Source organism: Algibacter sp. 2305UL17-15 (assembly GCF_040720935.1).
In the GTDB taxonomy this organism is placed as follows: Bacteria; Bacteroidota; Bacteroidia; order Flavobacteriales; family Flavobacteriaceae; genus Jejuia.
In genome coordinates, this window is sequence record NZ_JBFDAE010000006.1 from 92752 (window position 1) to 110649 (window position 17898).

General features: G+C 36.6%; 12 protein-coding genes and 1 tRNA gene. 1 reads left to right on the forward strand and 12 read right to left on the reverse strand.

Annotation, left to right across the window (positions count from 1 at the left end; translation table 11 throughout):
- Positions 1-157 precede the first annotated feature (157 nt).
- The 6 genes from ABXQ82_RS08175 to ABXQ82_RS08200 form a co-directional block, all read right to left on the reverse strand.
- Positions 158-1447, reverse strand: a complete 1290-nt coding sequence (locus ABXQ82_RS08175; RefSeq protein WP_367057585.1) for a hemolysin family protein — start codon at positions 1445-1447, stop codon at positions 158-160.
- Entirely contained in the window at positions 1448-1636 is a 189-nt protein-coding gene (locus ABXQ82_RS08180) for a hypothetical protein (RefSeq protein WP_367057588.1), read from the reverse strand.
- A gap of 71 nt (positions 1637-1707) precedes the next feature.
- On the reverse strand, positions 1708-2259 hold the full coding sequence (gene lptC / locus ABXQ82_RS08185; RefSeq protein WP_367057591.1) for an LPS export ABC transporter periplasmic protein LptC: 552 nt from the start codon (positions 2257-2259) through the stop codon (positions 1708-1710).
- 6 nt (positions 2260-2265) lie between these two features.
- Positions 2266-3639, reverse strand: coding sequence for a tetratricopeptide repeat protein (locus ABXQ82_RS08190; protein ID WP_367057594.1), 1374 nt, complete (start codon positions 3637-3639; stop codon positions 2266-2268).
- A gap of 18 nt (positions 3640-3657) precedes the next feature.
- A complete protein-coding gene (locus ABXQ82_RS08195) occupies positions 3658-4959 on the reverse strand; it encodes a hypothetical protein (RefSeq protein WP_367057597.1) in 1302 nt (433 codons plus the stop codon).
- The gene (locus ABXQ82_RS08200) at positions 4959-5687 is read right to left on the reverse strand and encodes a type III pantothenate kinase (protein WP_367057600.1); all 729 of its coding nucleotides are present in this window, start codon (positions 5685-5687) and stop codon (positions 4959-4961) included. The genes ABXQ82_RS08195 and ABXQ82_RS08200 overlap by 1 nt, the downstream gene beginning before the upstream one ends.
- A gap of 154 nt (positions 5688-5841) precedes the next feature.
- On the opposite strand from ABXQ82_RS08200, the gene ABXQ82_RS08205 reads away from it, so the two are divergent.
- Positions 5842-5914: transfer RNA gene (locus tag ABXQ82_RS08205), tRNA-Phe, on the forward strand.
- Positions 5915-6346: 432 nt separating this feature from the next.
- Here ABXQ82_RS08205 and ABXQ82_RS08210 read toward each other — a convergent pair.
- The 6 genes from ABXQ82_RS08210 to ABXQ82_RS08235 all read right to left on the reverse strand — a co-directional run bounded on the left by ABXQ82_RS08210 (position 6347) and on the right by ABXQ82_RS08235 (position 17855).
- The gene (locus ABXQ82_RS08210; RefSeq protein ID WP_367057603.1) at positions 6347-7393 is read right to left on the reverse strand and encodes a glycosyl hydrolase 53 family protein; all 1047 of its coding nucleotides are present in this window, start codon (positions 7391-7393) and stop codon (positions 6347-6349) included.
- Between the two features lie 64 nt (positions 7394-7457).
- A complete protein-coding gene (locus tag ABXQ82_RS08215; RefSeq protein ID WP_367057606.1) occupies positions 7458-9788 on the reverse strand; it encodes a glycoside hydrolase family 2 TIM barrel-domain containing protein in 2331 nt (776 codons plus the stop codon).
- Between the two features lie 111 nt (positions 9789-9899).
- Positions 9900-10568 (reverse strand): T9SS type A sorting domain-containing protein, encoded by a 669-nt coding sequence (locus ABXQ82_RS08220; RefSeq protein WP_367057609.1) that lies wholly within the window; start codon positions 10566-10568, stop codon positions 9900-9902.
- 201 nt (positions 10569-10769) lie between these two features.
- Entirely contained in the window at positions 10770-13214 is a 2445-nt protein-coding gene (locus ABXQ82_RS08225) for a glycosyl hydrolase 53 family protein (protein WP_367057612.1), read from the reverse strand.
- A 23-nt stretch (positions 13215-13237) separates the two neighbouring features.
- Positions 13238-14731: a RagB/SusD family nutrient uptake outer membrane protein gene (locus ABXQ82_RS08230; protein WP_367057615.1), complete on the reverse strand. Its 1494-nt coding sequence runs from the start codon at positions 14729-14731 to the stop codon at positions 13238-13240.
- 13 nt (positions 14732-14744) lie between these two features.
- On the reverse strand, positions 14745-17855 hold the full coding sequence (locus ABXQ82_RS08235) for a TonB-dependent receptor (protein WP_367057618.1): 3111 nt from the start codon (positions 17853-17855) through the stop codon (positions 14745-14747).
- Between the last annotated feature and the right edge of the window lie 43 nt (positions 17856-17898).

The following is a 17898-nucleotide window of genomic DNA, read 5'->3' on the forward strand; positions in this document are numbered from 1 at the left end:
TTAGTTGATGTGTCAAAATTTTAATGCCAAACTTCTGTAAAAAGCTTTTGCATTGTAAGTTGACGAAAATATCGTGCGCGAAAGTACCATTTTCTATTTAATAATGAAAGTAGAAATACCCATTAATTCATAGAATAAACTATAGATACATTTTTGATTAATCTTCGGTGGTAATTTTTAGTTCCACCAAATCGATTTTTGTATTGGAAACTTCCAAAATAGTAAACTGAAAAGTATCCATATTAATCACTTCTCCTTGTTGGGGAATCTCTTCGGTATGATTGACAATTAAACCACCCAGCGTTTCATAATTCTCATCTTCAGGTAAGTTAATCTTGTATGTTTCGTTAATATAATCTACCTCTAAACGCCCTGAAAATTCGAATGTTCCATCGTCAATTTTCTGTTCGTTCAAAACAACGTTATCATGTTCATCTTCAATTTCCCCAAAAAGTTCTTCAACAATATCCTCAACGGTCATAATCCCCGAAGTCCCTCCATATTCATCTAAAACAACGGCTATACTTTTTCTCCTTTTAATCAAACTATTCAACACATCGCTTATTAAAACAGTACCTGGAACAAATTCCACGGGCAATAAAATAGATTTTATGGTTTTAGGCTTTTTGAATAACTCAAAGGAATGTACGTAGCCTAAAATATCATCCATAGAATCTTTATATACTATTATTTTAGAGCAGCCGGTTTCAGTAAATAAAGCGTTTAAAGATTTGACACTATCATTGATTTCAACCGCAATAATTTCGGTTCTGGGCACCATAACCTCTCTGGCTTTTACTTCTGAGAACTCTAATGCGTTTTGAAAGATTTGAATTTCTGAATCTACCTCATCATGGGCTTCAACAGATTCCATTTGCTCACTAATATAATTCCCTAACTCCACTTTTGTAAATGCCAGTTGAATGGTATCTCCTTCTGTTTTAAAGAAATATTTGAGTACCAAATCTGAAATCCAAATCACAAAATCTGACACAAAAGTGAATAGCGCATAAAATATATAAGCTGGAATCGCCAAAAATTTCATCAATGAATTAGCGTAAATTTGAAAGAACACTTTAGGTAAAAACTCCGCAGTAATTAAAATTATTAATGTTGAAATTATGGTTTGGGACAGCAAACTTAAATCGTCTAACATGTAATTTAAAAATACAGAATTAGAAGGTAGCATGGATTGAAACCAATTTACCAATACATCTCCCATAAAAAACCCATAAATTACCAGAGCTATATTGTTACCAATTAGCATTGTGGTAATAAACTTAGAAGGTTTAGCAGTTAATTTACCTAGTACTTTCGCTAGAATGCCTTCTTGCTTTTTTTCTATTTCAATATGAATTTTATTAGAGGACACATAGGCAATCTCCATACCTGAAAAAAACGCCGAAAGTATCAAGGAAACAACAATTATAACAACTGAGAGTGTCATTTATTTGTCTTTATTTTCGAATTTCTTATTGAAATTTTTTCTAAAGAAGAACATAAAAATAGCTGTTGCCCCCAATAAAATTGAAGGATAAGCTATTTCTCCATTGTTCATGTATTTTGTAATGGCATCGTACAAAAATAAAGCTCCAAATACCAAATAGACGTATTGAAAAAACTTTGAGTATCGCATAATTTAAATTGAAATATGTTGCAAAGATACTTAAAATTGAAGTCTTGCATAAGAATAATTATGAAGTATAATTATTCTTTTAAAGTAATAATACCCGTTATTTCCAATACCTCGGCATTGGTAAACCCTTTATTGGAATCGAAGCCATTACCATGTATTAAATCTTGACCGGTTCTAAACTTTACAGGTTTGTTCGTAAACACCCATTCTGTAGCTTGGTCAAAATACAACTGTTCTGCATAAAGCGTATCGTTACTATGTGTTGTGATTTTTACATTACCTTGTAAATCTATAATATCAGTTTTACTATAAATAATGGCATAGTCTGAAACGATGACACTTTTTTTTCCATCTTCAAAAAGCTCCAAATTTACACCATCAAGAAATTCATTGTATGGAAATTTTCTATTGGCATAATCAAGCATTTTAGCGCTTTTCAATATGGCCTTTACCTTTCCAGAATCGGTATATTTTAGATGAATGTTTTCGGCAACACCAATAGGTTCATTCTCTGAAATTCCTATTTTCTGAACCTCTTTAAAGTTGTTTTTACATGAAAAAAACATAGTCAGAGCAAAAGCTATGACTATGTTTTTATAAGTATATGTAATGAATTTCCTCATATTGTTTTAAGGCACAACAACTGATGCTCCAATCCAGCAACCAATTTTTATGGTTTGACCAGAATTACCTTCTGTAAATATTTCAGCCTTTGTAGGTGCTTTAGACTCATAGCTTGCTGCAGACTGTGCTGCCGCTTTAGTTAATGTAGGATCTACACGCGATGCTTTTCTCGCTTCTTGTGCTGCTAACCAGTAAACTGCTCTTTTGGTAAAGTTACTATCGCCACAGTTTTTAGCACTATCATTATACATATCTGCAATTGCTAAATGAGGTCTTCCGTTAGAAGGATTCAATTTTAAAGCATCTCTAAAATATCCTCTTGCTTGACCGAATCTACCTTTCTTTTTAAGTATTGATCCAATTCTATAAGCCAATTTTCCTTTTTTGAACGTATCTGTTTCTAAATCATAAGATTGTTGTAAATAACTCTCTGCCTCAGAAGTCTTTCCGTTTTTAAGTAAAATCGTGGCTACGAAGTATTTTGTATCTGCAGATGGTGCAGTTTCATCGTAAGATTTCACTAACTTCTCATATAAAGGATCTTCTGTACATTCTTTATGATACATTCTACTAACGGCACGTTTTAACCAAACAGCATCAGATGCATGAGCATCAAAATCTTTTTGATACAATGGAATTAAGTTTTCACAATTCGCTCTAATACCTAATTCCCCATCAACGCTACCAGCAATCTGGTCATAAGCTTTCAAATAACTTTCGTAGTATTTCTTGTAGCTTCCTTCTCTTTTGGTTAATGGCGTTCCAGCATCTTCTTTGGCTATTAATTTATTCAGTTTTTCAGAATAATTTTTAACTTCATCTTCTATTTTTTCAACTACATCGTCATATTTATTAAATAAATCCTTAGCTGGTTTTTTACCTGCATCAAATAACTTTACCATCAAAGAGAAGTAAGTATATAAACTCTTAGGATTGGTGAAGTTTTCTTTATCATTTATATAAGCTGCATCATAACAGGCATATAATTCTTCGTTAGTCTTACCTAAAAGCTCTCTATTATCATACATTAATTGGCACGCCTTAGCATCATATTCCCCTCTAGCTGTTTTGCTTGAAAAGAACTCAACTCTTTTTCCCCATAAGTCCAATAAATCTTCAATAAAAGCTTTTTTCTCAGCCCCTGAAGAATTATCAATTTTATGGTCTAATATTTTTTCTCCATCACTATAAATTGCGATATTGAATTTTGGGCATTGGTTTCTTACTGCCATCCATGGCTCGTAAGCTGCATCGTAATTTTTAGCTTTTGCATATTCGTGGAATATGGAAAGCTTAGTCATACACTCTTCATTTTGCTGTGCAAAACCTATACCTACGCCTATAAATAATGCAAATAATAATGTAATTTTTGTCTTCATGATAATAATGTTATGCTGTTAATCATATTTTCGTTTGTTGAACCATCTATCGTTCAAAGATAAACTAATCTGAAAATTAATAAAATTCTCTTGTATTAAATCACTATTAGTTGTACCTCTTCTACCAATTTCAAATCCTAAATTTGCGTTAGAGCCAAAATCTCCAACTGGTATTCCTACTCCAAAAGACATGCCAAACTCTTTTATGGACTCATTTTCAATATTTAAACCTGTTTTCTCAACCCTGAGACCTGCTCTGTAAACCACACGTTTGAAGTAACTTGAAAATGAATTGTACTCTGGAATATAAAATCCACCCAACGAAAACCTAGAGCCATCTTCATAATTAGTAACAGAGGTATCGTATAAAGGGTTCTCAAAATTACTGGTTTTTTGCGATTCAAATTCTGTACCAACAAACCATTTACGACGTTCACCAAGACCAAAACCGAACGAAAATTTTGAAGGCAACACCAAATCGGTCTCCAATAAGCCCTGGCTTTCCAGATCTACATCTGTTGTATTTCTAACACTTATTTGTCCCGATACAACCCTTACTGTAGAAAATGAACGTTGATTTTGTGATGTTATTTTACTCTCTGGTGTAAATGTTATCCCAGAAACTAGTTCCAAACTTTCGTTTAACATCGCTTTATATGATAGTCCTAAATTGACATTCAACCCACTTAAGTCGGAACGATTATTTTCCCTGGATTGTGCCACCAATGGTAAACCATCACTATCAAATCTAAATTCTATCGCACTATTTTGTATGTTTCCGAAGTTATAATTGGCATCAATACCAATACTTAAATTCTTATTCACCAAATAGCCTAAACCAAAATAGACCTTATTTAACCCTCCTTGACCGTTAAAACGATTTGTTGTAGCCCCATCATCATTAGTGGTTTCTAACTTATATCCAACCGCTGTGTAAGGCATAATACCTATCCCAACACCAAACTTTCCAAGAGGAAGCGCCAGTGCTAAATAATCAAATGTACTTGAAGAAACGTTGCCCTCACTAGTATTGCTTTTTAAATTCGTACTGGAATAACTACCTCCTACCGCATACTTAACGGGTCTGCTTTCATTATTGAACATTAAAAGATTTTCTCCTGCAAAAGACGCAGGATTACGAAGGTTTACATGGATGCTATCGCTGTAAATACTCAAACCACCCATACTCCTATTCTCAACTGTTCCCTTAAATTTTAAACTTCCAATGCCGTAGAAGGAATATGGAGACGCTGTACCCTCTTGGGCATAACAGGTAATCGTAAAAATAGCAACAAAAACTACTAAAAGTTTTTTTATCATTAGTTTGAATTAAATTCCAAAATATAATTTAGACCTTCTAAAAGAAAATTTGAGTTGGCAAATATGCTACTTTTTAATTGTTCTGACAAGAAATTAGTATCACCGCCTGTTAAAATAACTGTTAAATCTGAATATTCTTCTAGATACGCTTTAATAAACCCATCTATTTCATTTACAACACCATTAACCACCCCGGAATGGATGGAACTTTCTGTTGTAGTTCCAATAACATCCTTTGGTTTATCTGTATCTAACAACGGTAAATTTGCCGTTAAATTATTCAGGGATTTGTAACGCATTCTAATACCTGGGGAAATGGCACCACCTAGATATTCGTTTTCATTTGTTATAAAATCATAGGTTATACAAGTGCCTGCATCAATAATTAGAACATTATTTTCGGGATAATGGTAGGCCGAGGCACTTACCAGAGCAATTCTATCTATACCCAATGTTTTTGGGGTACCGTAATTGTTTTTATAAGGCACTTTAGTTTTATGGGTAAGTTCGAGTAAATCGAATCTCTTTTCCAAGTATTTAATAGCGCCTTTTTCAAGTTTGCCGACTGAAGAAACAATGGCTCTTTTTAAATTTGGATACTCTTTTCTTAGTTCATTTATGGTGTAGGTGAGTTTTTCAAGTTCCACAGCTTTTTTGAAAATAAGCTTATCTCGAAGAAAGACGGCTAATTTCACATAAGTATTACCTACATCAACTATTAAATTCATCCTAATTGTAAAAGTGTAAATCTACAAAACCGTAAGAATTAAAATCTTAAATATTTTATAATAATTGAATTGAAATTAATCCATTCTTTTTTCTAATTTTATTTTGGCAATAACAAAATTGCATATATATTTGCATCCGCTTAATTAAGCAATTGGTGCCTTAGCTCAGTTGGTAGAGCAAAGGACTGAAAATCCTTGTGTCCCTGGTTCGATTCCTGGAGGCACCACTTCAAAAAGCGAACCCTTGACTGTCTGTTGACTTTCAAGGGTTTTTTATTAGCACTCTTGAACACACCTCAATTCAATAGTAATAAAACTTCACCCAAATCTCTTTTTTATTTAAGACCATTGTTGTCCGATAAAAGACAAAAGACCCTTCCGAAAAAATTTAAGATAACAACTTAGTGAATATCTGAATAGCTTTTCTATTTCTCCTTTGTTTCTTAAACCACCATATTTATTTAGGCTTAAAAGATAAAAACTATCGATTTTTGAATGGTTAATAATTTTTCAAATAAAAAATCATTTATTAATTCCAAAATTCATTATCATAAGCAATCAAAAATAAAATATCTATTTTATGCTTGTTTCTCAAATACAAACCAATCATAACGACTAAAAGAACTTAGCTAGATTAGGAACTATTTTTTCATTGTTAATCAATGCCTCACATACTTATCAAAAACAGTTATAACTGGCATTATATTTCCATCCTCATCAAAGAATGTCCGCGACTCAAAGCCTCTTTTTGGTGCGGCAGGCTCCCACCAAAACACGCCTTTCCCCCTTCCATTGGGCACATTTAAGATGATAGTGTTAACCTCTTCCAGAAATTGCTTTTGGCCTTCTGGCGTTTCTGGAAATGGCGCTTTTTTGTTTTTATATTCCTGTAATCGGTAATTGTATGCGGCCTCTACCACTATAACATCTTTATCATATTCCTTTGATGCAAAATGTAAACATTCGCGTAAATCTAACAGGCTACCATGCCACCAAGGGTAATACGACTGACCAATAACATCGTATTCAATTCCATAGTTTTTAATTTTATCGAAGAAGTATTTTGTAAAATTCTTATCACCGCCTTTGTCAATGTGTATCATTACTTCGGGACAAGGACCATTACCGCAACTTGCATTTACTCCATTTATACCAGCTTTTAATAGGACTGCCAAATTATCCCAATTTTCAGGCAGTTTGCCAATGGGCCACAGCATACCGTTACTGATTTCATTTCCTACCTGAACCATATCCGGGAATACCCCTGCCTTTTTAAATGCAATCATAGTGGAAAGCGTATATTCGTAAACTAACTGCGCTAATTCGGTAAGTGGTTTCCCTTCCCAGGCTTTTGGTGTAAATTGTTTTCCGGGGTCTGCCCAAACGTCAGAATAATGATAATCCAATAAAAACTTAAACCCTTGCGCTTTGGCTTCTTTTGCCAGGGCAATGGTATATTCTAGATTATTTGGAAGCTTATAGTCCTCATTTAATTCCGGACTATGAAACAACCTTAAACGTATCCAATTATAGCCATGGTCTTTGAATATTTCAATACACGGTTTTGGTTTTCCGTTTTCTTTAAAAGCAAATCCGCTGTCCTCTGCTTCCTTTACAAAAGAAAGGTCGGCCCCTATCATGTAATCTTGTGAATTGGATACATTGAACAGCATTAAAATAAAAATGATCTTAACTAAATTTTTCATTGTTGAATACTTATTTGTGTTCGATTTTTATAAACCATTTGAAAACTTTTTTTTTAAAATGAAATCAATTTTGTGCATATATAGAATCTTTTTCAAAACTGGCGGTCACCTTAATGCCATCCGTACTTTTTCCGGCTTTAAGTAAAATACTGGCAATGCCTGCTTCACAGTTTACGGGATTTTCCCCGATTAGCTCTGCATCACCTTCTAATTTGAACAAAATTTTATCAGAAAAACTAGGTACCAATGTTTCATTTTCGTCTACCACAGAGGCATAAACAAATATGAGGTCGTTACTACCAGCCTCAAGCTCATACCCGCTAATATCTTTTGAAACTATAATTTTAGCAGGAGCTTCCGGTGTCTGCCTTACATCTGATGTTACCAATTTATCTCCCAAATATGCTTTGGCTTCTAAAGTCCCAGATTCAAATTTTGGTAGATGGAACGTAAATGGTGGATGGTTCAAATTATTGGATATACTATTATTATCTGGTTTTTGACGTCCCATACTTTTACTATTTAAAAAAAGTTCTATCTCGTCACAATTACTGAAAACGCGAACTTCCAAAGGACTGGTTTTCTCCCAGTTATTGGCTATATGAACCATTGGTTTTCCAAAGGGGTCGTCTGCATCCCTTTGACTTTTGTAGAAGTAATAAACTGGTTTGGGCAATCTGAAGATATCCATAACACCTGAGGCTTCCAAGTCATCAGCATAGCCTCGATTATAATCGTACATCACCCAATAACCATCGGCAAAGGCAGGTGTACTTAAATTATCATTATGGGCCTCCTGAGCGTTAGTCGCTTGTTGAAGTAAACGCTTTTCGCCAGCATTTCGCAACTGCCTACTGGATCTGTCCTCTTGCAATAAATTTTGCCAACTATTTTGGTTTAACCCAGCATTCATGGCATAATACTCCCAATCTCCATATTCTGAAACATTGTAAGGTTTTTTAAGGGTAGAGTCGTAGTGCTTTAGGCGATGTTGACGTGCCTGGAGGTAAATATCGTATCCATAGGACTGCCATCCGGCGGTAAAACATTGATCTCCCGGATATTCTTCATGGGCTATTTTGGTTAAAGTATCAATAAATTTCTCGGGCATCCATGATTCGTTCAACGATACTTCCCATGCCAATACTGAAGCGTGGTTTCTATCTCTTCGTATTAAGTCTTTTGCAGTTTGAAATACGTGCTTCTGAAATTTTATATCATCACTATAATACTGCCACCCCAAAATGGCATCGATGGTTACTAACCCCAATTCATCACAGGCCCTCATGAACGATGGACTTTGTGGATAATGTGAGAGCCTAACATAATCAAAACCCGCTTCCTTTATTTTTTTTGCATCCCGGTAATTTGCATTATCAGAGAGGGCATAACCTATATATGGATATTCCTGATGTCTATTTACGCCCCTTAAAAATGTTTTTTCTCCGTTTAGATATAAATCCTGCCCAATAAACTTAACGTTCTTAATTCCTATGGTTGTCATGGCTTCATCCATCAAAATACCATTAGAAATTATTTCAGTTTTTAACTGATAAAGATTAGGGCTTTTTGGCGACCATAAATCGGGGTTTTCTACTTCTAAATTGGCTGTAACCTCCTTATCACCAGTTCCTTTTATGGTATGTGCTGTACTTGTAACTGATGTTACTAAGCTGTCTTTATAGAATAGTGTATTACGAACCATAAATTGGGCTTCGCTTTTATTTGAGTTTTTTATGTGTGTTTGAATATGGATTTTTGCGCTTTCTTTTGACACCTCTGGATACCTAACAAAAATACCGCCACTAGCTGTTTTGTTGGCATGTATGGGGTCCGTAATATGTAGTTTGTTTTTGGCAATTAACCATACGTTTCTATAAATACCCCCGTAGGTGTTGAAATCTAAGACTTTTAATGGTTTAGGCCCTGTTATTGGGTTGTCATTATTATTGAGCCTTACAGCTATGGTATTTTCCTTATCGAAAATAGCTACGTCAGTAAAATCGACTACAAAGGGCAAATACCCCCCATGATGTTCCATTAATTTTTCGCCATTGATCCAAACCTCTGCAATATTCATAGCGCCCTCAAAGTTTAGAAACAATGTCTTGTTTTTCATGTCGTCTGAAAGCCTGAATTTTTTGCGATACCAACAGATGCCTTGCCATTGGTCGTTTACAATTTTAGGTTCTATTTTAGGCGTGTGGGGCAGTTGTACTTTTTCCCAATTATTGGTATCAACATTTACTTGAGAAAACGATACATCATTTTTATCATCCTGCAAAATTTTAAAAACCCAGCCGTCATTAAATTTTTGCTTGTCTATTAATGTGTTTTGCTCGCTACAACTTACTATTAACAGAAATGATACAATTAGATATCCAATTTTTCCCATGACTAATTCTTTAATGTATTACCAATTTACAATTTGTTTAAAAAAGGGAACTTTTAATTACTCAGCTCCCTTTTTAACTTCAACTAAATAAACCAAAACAATTTTTATGTTTTATTTTTTCACGAACTTTATATTACTGACCGTACTCCCATCTTTTATCAAAAGAAGATATATTCCAGATGAAAGCGCAGATGTATCTACATAACCGCTATGGAAATTTGTAGCATCGTAAACAGTTTTTCCAAGTAAGTTTTTAATTTTGATATCACGCGCCTTATGTCCCGGTCCAATAATATTTAATCTATCTGAAACGGGGTTTGGATAAACTTTCACCTTATTAAGTTCGTTGTTTTCAATACTAAGTGTGCCCTCGGCCGCTAAAGTCATAGCTGGGTAATCTCCTGCCAACCATCCGGCCCAGGCTTCTGCGTTAAGCTCTACCTTTAATTCGTAGTACTGTCCTCCAGTTAAATCTGCACTTGGCGTAACGCCAGCAGGCACCGTAACAACGGCTGATGTAGGCACATCGGTTCCACTAGTCCCTACAGGGTTAATGGTTGTTTCTGCAATGGTGGCGGCCCAACTTCCATCAGAGTTTTTTAACTCCAAGCCTATGTAAATAATATCATTGGCATTGGACGTTGTGTATTCCATATTCACGGTAAAATCACTATTAACCTCCGTTGGATTAGTAACTAACGAGGTTACCGTTATCGATTGCGCCATTAAACCACATACTGAAATAATGGCCATACTTAAAAATAGTAATGTTTTTTTCATGATTTTAAGTTTTAAAATGTTAATAATTGATGTTTGATAACATTAGCAGGTCAAGATTGGTATATTTAGCATTTGGGAATGCAATCCTTACTTGTTTTTGCCCCTGTTTGCAATGGATGGATAGCCTTTTTTTTTATTCAACTTTAAAAGAGAAAGGGAGTTTTAGGAGCGCCACTCCCCTTCGCTAAAAAATCCAGTCAACTACGGTTCTAGGGTTATGGTTTTATCATTGCCATCAATAGTGAGTGTATAAAGTCCTGTCGCACCATTGAATACAAAGTTTTTATCGGCCGCATCTTGCTCAGAAAAATCTGGGTCTATGGTATAACCTTCTCCAGCATAAAAGGCATAGTTATTATTGGTATCCCAAGTGCCAAAGGTTTGGAAAAAGCGGAATAAACCGCCATTGCTCAAGGCTATTTCGGCTGTCCAAACGTTTTCTGAAACCTGCGGGAATTCTACGGTATCGTCATTGAAGCCCCAACCTCCCGGAACAGCGTCTCCCACAGCCCAAAGTGATGGCAACGCTTCAAATTCTTCCAAGGTTATTTTTTTGGAATTTGCATTAATGGTTAAAGTATAAAGCCCGGGGGTACCTATGAACCTGAAGTTTTCATCACCAGTTCCATCATTTTCGAAATTGGCATCTATATCAAACCCTTCAGCTAGATAATAAGCGTAGTTATTATTGGTATCCCATGTTCCGAAAGTTTGGAAAAAACGGAATACTCCGGCATTTAATTCAAGGTTTGCTTTCCAAACCCCACTAAAAGTCTGTTTGAATTCTACGGTATCATCATTAAAGCCCCAGCCTCCCGGAACAGCATCTCCTACGGCCCAAAGCGAGGGAAATGGCCCTGAACCCGATAAGGTAATGGTTTTATCAAGGTCATTTATTTCTAAAACATATTCACCGGTGTTTCCGATAAATCTGAAGTTTTGATCGCCATCACCAGCGTTTATCAAATTAGCATCAATAGTATAACCCTGATCAGCAAAATATGCATAATTCAAGCTACTGCTCCAGTCATCTTTTACCGTAAAAAACCTAAATGTACCGGGTGAAAGGTTTACGGTAGCCTTTCTAACGCCAAAGATTGGGGACTCTATTAAAGTAGCCTCATCAAAGTTCCATCCCCCGGGCAAGGCATCGCCCAATGCATAATAGGGATCTGATATAACGGGGGTTAAAACTATAGTTTTTTCTTGGTGGTTTATCTCTAAATTATAAAGCCCAGGGGTGCCTTCAAAAACAAAATTATCATCGCCATCAGCTACTCCCTTGAGCTTGGGGTCTATGGCATAACCTCTATTTATAAAATATTGATAGCCTAAACCAGATGCCCAGTCGCCTTCAGTTTGAAAAAACCTGAAATTGTTTTCTGCCAAATTAACTTCAATAGTGTTTGAAGTGCCATCACATGGAATTTCGATCGCATTATCCCAATTCCATAAGGCATCGGGCACACCGTCTCCCAATGCCCAAATACTTGAGCAGGTGGTATCTGGCACATAATCCTCATTAAAAATATTCATTCCTAAAGTAGTGTTGCCATCATTGTCGAATAATGTAGCGTTGTCCCAATGTGATCCGGCATCAGCAAAAAGGGTCCCGCATCCGGTGGACACCCAAGCCGGTTCCCAATACACCAAACCAAAACCGTTGCCTTCTTTTATTTCTCGCTTTAAGTCCAAAAGAAATTCCAACTGCCCTTTTTGGGTTGCGGGGTACACCGTTTTTTCCAGTATATTGTTGGCTCCATCGGCATTTTCGGTTGTAAAAGGATATGCTGTTTCTACAATCATTACCTTTTTGTTGTAACTGGATCCTAAAGTTACAATGGCATCTGACACATCCGATACTTGATAATCTGACCATTTAGGATAATATGAAACTCCTATCCAATCGTAATTAACTATACCATTTTCATTTGCTTTTTCAAACCACCATAAAGCATTTTCAGGTTGTGCTATATGCAACATGATCTGGACTCTGGCATCGTGTTTTTTTGAGATATCCCTAACAGCTTGAATCCCTTTATTTATTAGAAACGTATTCCGATCCCAATCGATATCTACAGAGCCTGCTTCCCTATTAAGAATGTTCGTGTTTATTTCATTACCAACCTGAACAATTTCAGGAAGCAAATCCTTTGATGCCAAATTATCCAAAGTTTCATAGGTGTAATTATATAATCTTTCCCCTAAAGCTTCAGTATCATCTACAACATCCAACCAAGCTGATGGGATTACTTGGTCATCTGGGTCTGCCCAAGTATCGGAATAATGAAAATCCAGTAACACATCCATTCCTTCGGCTTTAGAACTGCTAATGGTTTTCTCAACATCTTCTATATTTGAGTATGCTGTCCATGCTGATGGTTCGTTCCAAAGACGGACTCTAACCAAATTATTACCTGCATCACTAAATATTTTATAAGGGTTTGCTTCATTGCCCGCAAAATCTTTATAAGTTGCCCCACAGTCCAACATTTCATTTACATACGAAAGGTCGGAGCCGTTGTAAAACTTTTGCTCAAATGAGTTCTCTAAATTTATATCGGGAGTTTCAGTATTAATAACTTCATAGGTTTCGCAACCAACACTCATTGAAATAAGTAAACTGAAAGCTAAATATTTAATCATCTGTTTCATCTGTTTGTTTTTTTTTAGTAACCTGGGTTTTGTTCAATAATGCCATTTCCTTCAAGTATCACATCTGATGGAATTGGAAAAAGAATGTGTTTTGGACTGGCGCTAGTTGCTCCTCGTTCTATTGCTTTTTCGATGAACTTACCATGACGTATCAAATCCTGCCTTCTGTGGCCTTCACCAAATAATTCACGCCCTCTTTCATCTAGGATCGCATTCCTAAACTCTTCTTTTGATAAACCGGCAAGTGGCGCAACACCCGCTCTATCTCGAACTTGGTTTACATATTGGTAGGCGTCTGATGGCCCTCTTTGTTCGTTGATGGCCTCGGCTACCGATAGAAGCACGTCTGCATAGCGGTAAATTACCCAATCAATTGCATAATCGGGCCCATTGCCTTCTATGCTTGTATATTTAAGTGGAATAGCTCCTCTTAACCCATTATTCCTATCTACTAATTCCCCGCCACTATTTGTATATTCCGAAATGATGGTATTGGTCCTAAGGTCTCCGCTCTCAAACTTATCATAAAACTCCCAGGGCATGGAATATCCGTACCATCCTCCGCCACGTTCTATTAATCTATCGCCTGCAAAACCTTGGGCATAACCTCCGGGAAATAGATGTTGCATGTACCAATTTGGCACCGCATCATTGCTGACGATAGCATAGATCAATTCGCTATTTGATGGGGTTGTGAATATATTCTGGTAATCGGGTTGCAAAGCATAGGCTCCCGTATTTATAAGCGCTTTACCGGTTTCCTCTGCCTTGGCCCACTCTTTCTTGTGCATATACAGTTTGAGGAGCAACATTCTGGACAAGCCTTTTGGCGCTCTGCCCCAATCTCCTGTACCATTGTATTTTTCAGGTAGCTCTTCCGTATTAATGGCATCCACCAAATCTTGTTCAATAACACCAATATATGTTTCATCTGGCCATCTTGGAATGATATCGGTATCACTCAAAGTTTCAGGGTTAATTTTTGCATTTACAGGGCCGAAAAAGTCATAAAGAATGTACATTAACCATGCTCTTAATGTTTTCGCCTCTGCCAAGTATCTATTTTTGATTAAATCGTTTACTGAGGATTTTTCAATTTTATCAATAATATCTGTTGCTCTGGCTACGTATCTTATTCTAGAATAAGCCGAAGCACCTGTTCCCGAAAATGTGGCTGGTCCCCATGTAAAATTCAATATATCGGCATCCCAATCGTTCCAGAGTTCATCGGTAGTAAGCATGCTTCTCATTAAATACGTTCTGTTGTTGGCATTATATAAGTTAGCATACCAAATGCCTACCCCTGGGTCTTCCGCGCCCCAATCAATTGAAAAGGAGCTGTATAATGCAACAAGAGCTGCATTGAAGTCTTTTTCTGTTTCAAAGAAATTTTCAGCGGTCAAATCACTAAACACTTTTGATTCTAATTCATCCTCACAGCTTGAAACAATTATAAAAATTGACAATATAGCTGTTAAAATCAATCGGCTTTTGAACTTATTTTTCATATCATTTATTTTTTTAAAATTGTATATCTATTCCAAGAGTTGATGACAATGCTTGCGGATAGGGGTTGGTAGTATCCATTTCTGGGTCCAGTCCATCATAGTTAGTGAATAACGCTACATTTTGTAAATCCACAAAAAACCGCAACTTATTGAAAGGCAATTTAGACCCATCGGCTATTGGAAGATTATAGGCTAGATTTATATTCTTAATCCTGAGGAAACTCGTTTTTTCCAATAAAAAATCCGTATTCCCCGCAGGGTTATTTCCGCTATATGGGTTAGAAGCAATTCCTGGCAAAAAACCATCAGGATTATCAAAGGACCATATATCCTTTACGCTTGTTAGGGTATTTGAAGGTGTGGAATTCGAAATTCTGAAAGAATCCGGATAAAAACCAAAACCTCTTGGTACTCCGGCGTTACCATAGGCAAATGCGGTTAACGTGAAGTTTTTATATCTAAAGTTAGTACCAACGCCAAAATTAACCCTTGGCCCCCAAGTGCCCAGTTTTACGACGTCCTTAACATCTAAAATACCATCATCATTTTGGTCCACAAACCTAACATTGCCCGGAAATGCCCCAGCCATATGGTTAGGGACTTCTTCTAGGGATCTGATGATCCCATCGGTTTCCCAGCCATAAAAATCCCCTAATTGGTCATTCTCTCCTACATACTCCGGAAGTGTTACATTAGGATTTCGCTCAACCCATTCAGACCTACTCGTTGAAAAGGTAAAGTTGGTGCTCCACTCAAAATTGTTTGTTAAAATATTAGTTGTATTTAAGGCTATGTCGATACCTCTAGCCTTCGTAGAACCTACATTTGTAACTACTCTTCCTACTGCGTTATTGGAAGGCAAAGGATCAAAGTCTATTAAATCTTTAGCCTTTTTCTCATATAGTTCAATAGTACCGCTTATTCTATCGTTAAAAAAACCAAAATCTACACCGATATCGATACTGCTATTTGTTTCCCATTTAAAATCAGGGTTTTCAACTTGAGAAAGGACAACTCCCGGTTGTACGGTATTACCAAATGTAAATTCCCCACTTATGCCATACAGCTGAAATGCGTTATTTGCCAAAACCACATTCCCTACTTCTCCATATCCTACCCTAAGCTTCAAATTTGATACTTTTGAGTTTTCCAAAAATGGTTCTTCACTAATTCTCCATGCCGCAGAAATTCCGGGGAAAACGCCCCATTTATTATTCTCGGCAAAATTACTGGCGCCATCGCGCCTTACCACGCCATTTAAGATATACTTTCCGTTTATCGTATAATTGATTCTGGCAAATTGGGAAAGCCTCGTAGTTTCAAATCTGAACGAGTTCTGTTTATTGCGAAGCAACTGGTCGGCAATACCCACATTGTCTGCTCCCAAGGCATCCGTAAAAAACCCAACGGCCTGAAGACCAAAACCATCTCCCAATGTTTTATACACACCTGCCCCCAAGACTGCGGATAGCGTACTATTTTCAAAAGATTTTGAATATGAGAAATACGCCTCGCCTGTATAAGCATCATTTCTATTGGTTGCCAATTGCGCAACACCATCGGGCAATTGTGCATTTTCAACAATGGAAGGCATGAAAAATTTTCTGGTCGATGTGGTTCTGTCCATGCTTCCCACCATAGTTAGGGTTAGTTCATCAAGTAGGGTAACATCAAGTTTTGGCGTTATTGAAAATCTATTGGTTCTTAATTTGTCCTCAATTTCAAAAAAGGCAAAAGGGTTTGTTATCAAGTTATTGTAAGTTCTGGAATAACTGCCATCTGGTTCCCTTGGAGCAATATTGGGCGCAAAAGCATAAGCCGCCTGAAGCATGTTGAATTTTTCACTACCTCCAGAATTGGCTCCGGTAGAGGCATTGTTGCTATTAATCTGGCTTAAGTTTGTCTTTACATTAAGGTTAAATCGTTCCCCAAGTTTCTGGGTTATATTAAACCTAGCCGTATATCGCTGAAAATCAGAATTCTTTAAAACCGCATCATTATCGTAATAGTTAAAAGAGGAGAAAATCTTAGTGTTTTCGCTACCACTATTGATAGAGAGGTTATGTTCTTGAATAAAACCAGTTCTGATCAAACCATTTACATAATCTGTTCCAGACCCTGCATTGTTGATATCACTTTGAGTAAAAAAGGGCGTAAACCCGTCACCGGGAGCATTCTGAGGGCCATAAGGCGCATACTTGTTATCAAAAAGATACCTATCAAAAGCCAGTCGGTTGTGCTGTCTCATAAAATCCTCAGCATCTAAAAATTCTAGATAATCCTTTGGAGTTTGGGCACTTGTTGAAACTCTATAGTCAACCGTGGTTTTTCCCGCCTTTCCTTTTTTGGTTGTTATGAAAATAACCCCGTTTGCGGCGGCCGAACCATAAATTGCGGTTGTACTGGCGTCTTTAATTACATCTACGGATTCAATATCCGCTGGATTTATTGTTGATAAGGGACTTCTATCTATGCCTCCAAAAAAACCTAAATCTGAGGAATCCAACCCCGGTTCTGGCGAATTGTTTATGATGGGCACGCCATCTACAACATAAAGTGGTTCTCCACTTCCTCTAGGTGAAATATCTGCTCGTATATTCGCACTTACCCTTGCTCCGGGTTGGGCTGTGCTTAATCCTAAATTTAAGCCCGCAACGCGACCCTGTAGCATTTGGTCAACAGAGGTATTGGCCACCTGCTGGATATCCGCCACTTTAATATTGGCCACAGCACCCGTTGTTTCTTTGATACTTGAAGTTCCATATCCTATTACTACCACTTCATCAAGCTGAGAAATATCCTCTTCAAGAAAAATGGTTATCGTTTCATTATTTTTTATTGTGATGTCTTGAGACTTAAAACCTAAATAGGAAACTTGAAGCACATCTCCAATATTGGCGTTAATTGTAAAATTACCATCAAAGTCTGAATTAGTTCCATTGGTAGTGCCTTTAACTATAATATTGACACCAGGAACAGGTTGATTGGTTTTTGAATCAAGCACTTTGCCGTTAACGTCTATGCCTTGTGCATAAAACATTAAGGGATTTAAGATTGCGATTGCAAATAAGAGACATTTGAGGGGTAATGCTCCCAACAAATAATTACGTTGATTTTCGTTCATTCTTAAAAAGTTTAATTATAGTGTTAGTTGACCAAAAAAATTG

Excerpts from the sequence above, each read along its gene's own strand:
- ABXQ82_RS08175 (WP_367057585.1), bottom strand. The coding sequence starts at position 1,447 with ATGACACTCTCAGTTGTTATAATTGTTGTTTCCTTGATACTTTCGGCG.
- ABXQ82_RS08180 (WP_367057588.1), bottom strand. The coding sequence starts at position 1,636 with ATGCGATACTCAAAGTTTTTTCAATACGTCTATTTGGTATTTGGAGCT.
- lptC (WP_367057591.1), bottom strand. The coding sequence starts at position 2,259 with ATGAGGAAATTCATTACATATACTTATAAAAACATAGTCATAGCTTTT.
- ABXQ82_RS08190 (WP_367057594.1), bottom strand. The coding sequence starts at position 3,639 with ATGAAGACAAAAATTACATTATTATTTGCATTATTTATAGGCGTAGGT.
- ABXQ82_RS08195 (WP_367057597.1), bottom strand. The coding sequence starts at position 4,959 with ATGATAAAAAAACTTTTAGTAGTTTTTGTTGCTATTTTTACGATTACC.
- ABXQ82_RS08200 (WP_367057600.1), bottom strand. The coding sequence starts at position 5,687 with ATGAATTTAATAGTTGATGTAGGTAATACTTATGTGAAATTAGCCGTC.
- ABXQ82_RS08210 (WP_367057603.1), bottom strand. The coding sequence starts at position 7,393 with ATGAAAAATTTAGTTAAGATCATTTTTATTTTAATGCTGTTCAATGTA.
- ABXQ82_RS08215 (WP_367057606.1), bottom strand. The coding sequence starts at position 9,788 with ATGGGAAAAATTGGATATCTAATTGTATCATTTCTGTTAATAGTAAGT.
- ABXQ82_RS08220 (WP_367057609.1), bottom strand. The coding sequence starts at position 10,568 with ATGAAAAAAACATTACTATTTTTAAGTATGGCCATTATTTCAGTATGT.
- ABXQ82_RS08225 (WP_367057612.1), bottom strand. The coding sequence starts at position 13,214 with ATGATTAAATATTTAGCTTTCAGTTTACTTATTTCAATGAGTGTTGGT.
- ABXQ82_RS08230 (WP_367057615.1), bottom strand. The coding sequence starts at position 14,731 with ATGAAAAATAAGTTCAAAAGCCGATTGATTTTAACAGCTATATTGTCA.
- ABXQ82_RS08235 (WP_367057618.1), bottom strand. The coding sequence starts at position 17,855 with ATGAACGAAAATCAACGTAATTATTTGTTGGGAGCATTACCCCTCAAA.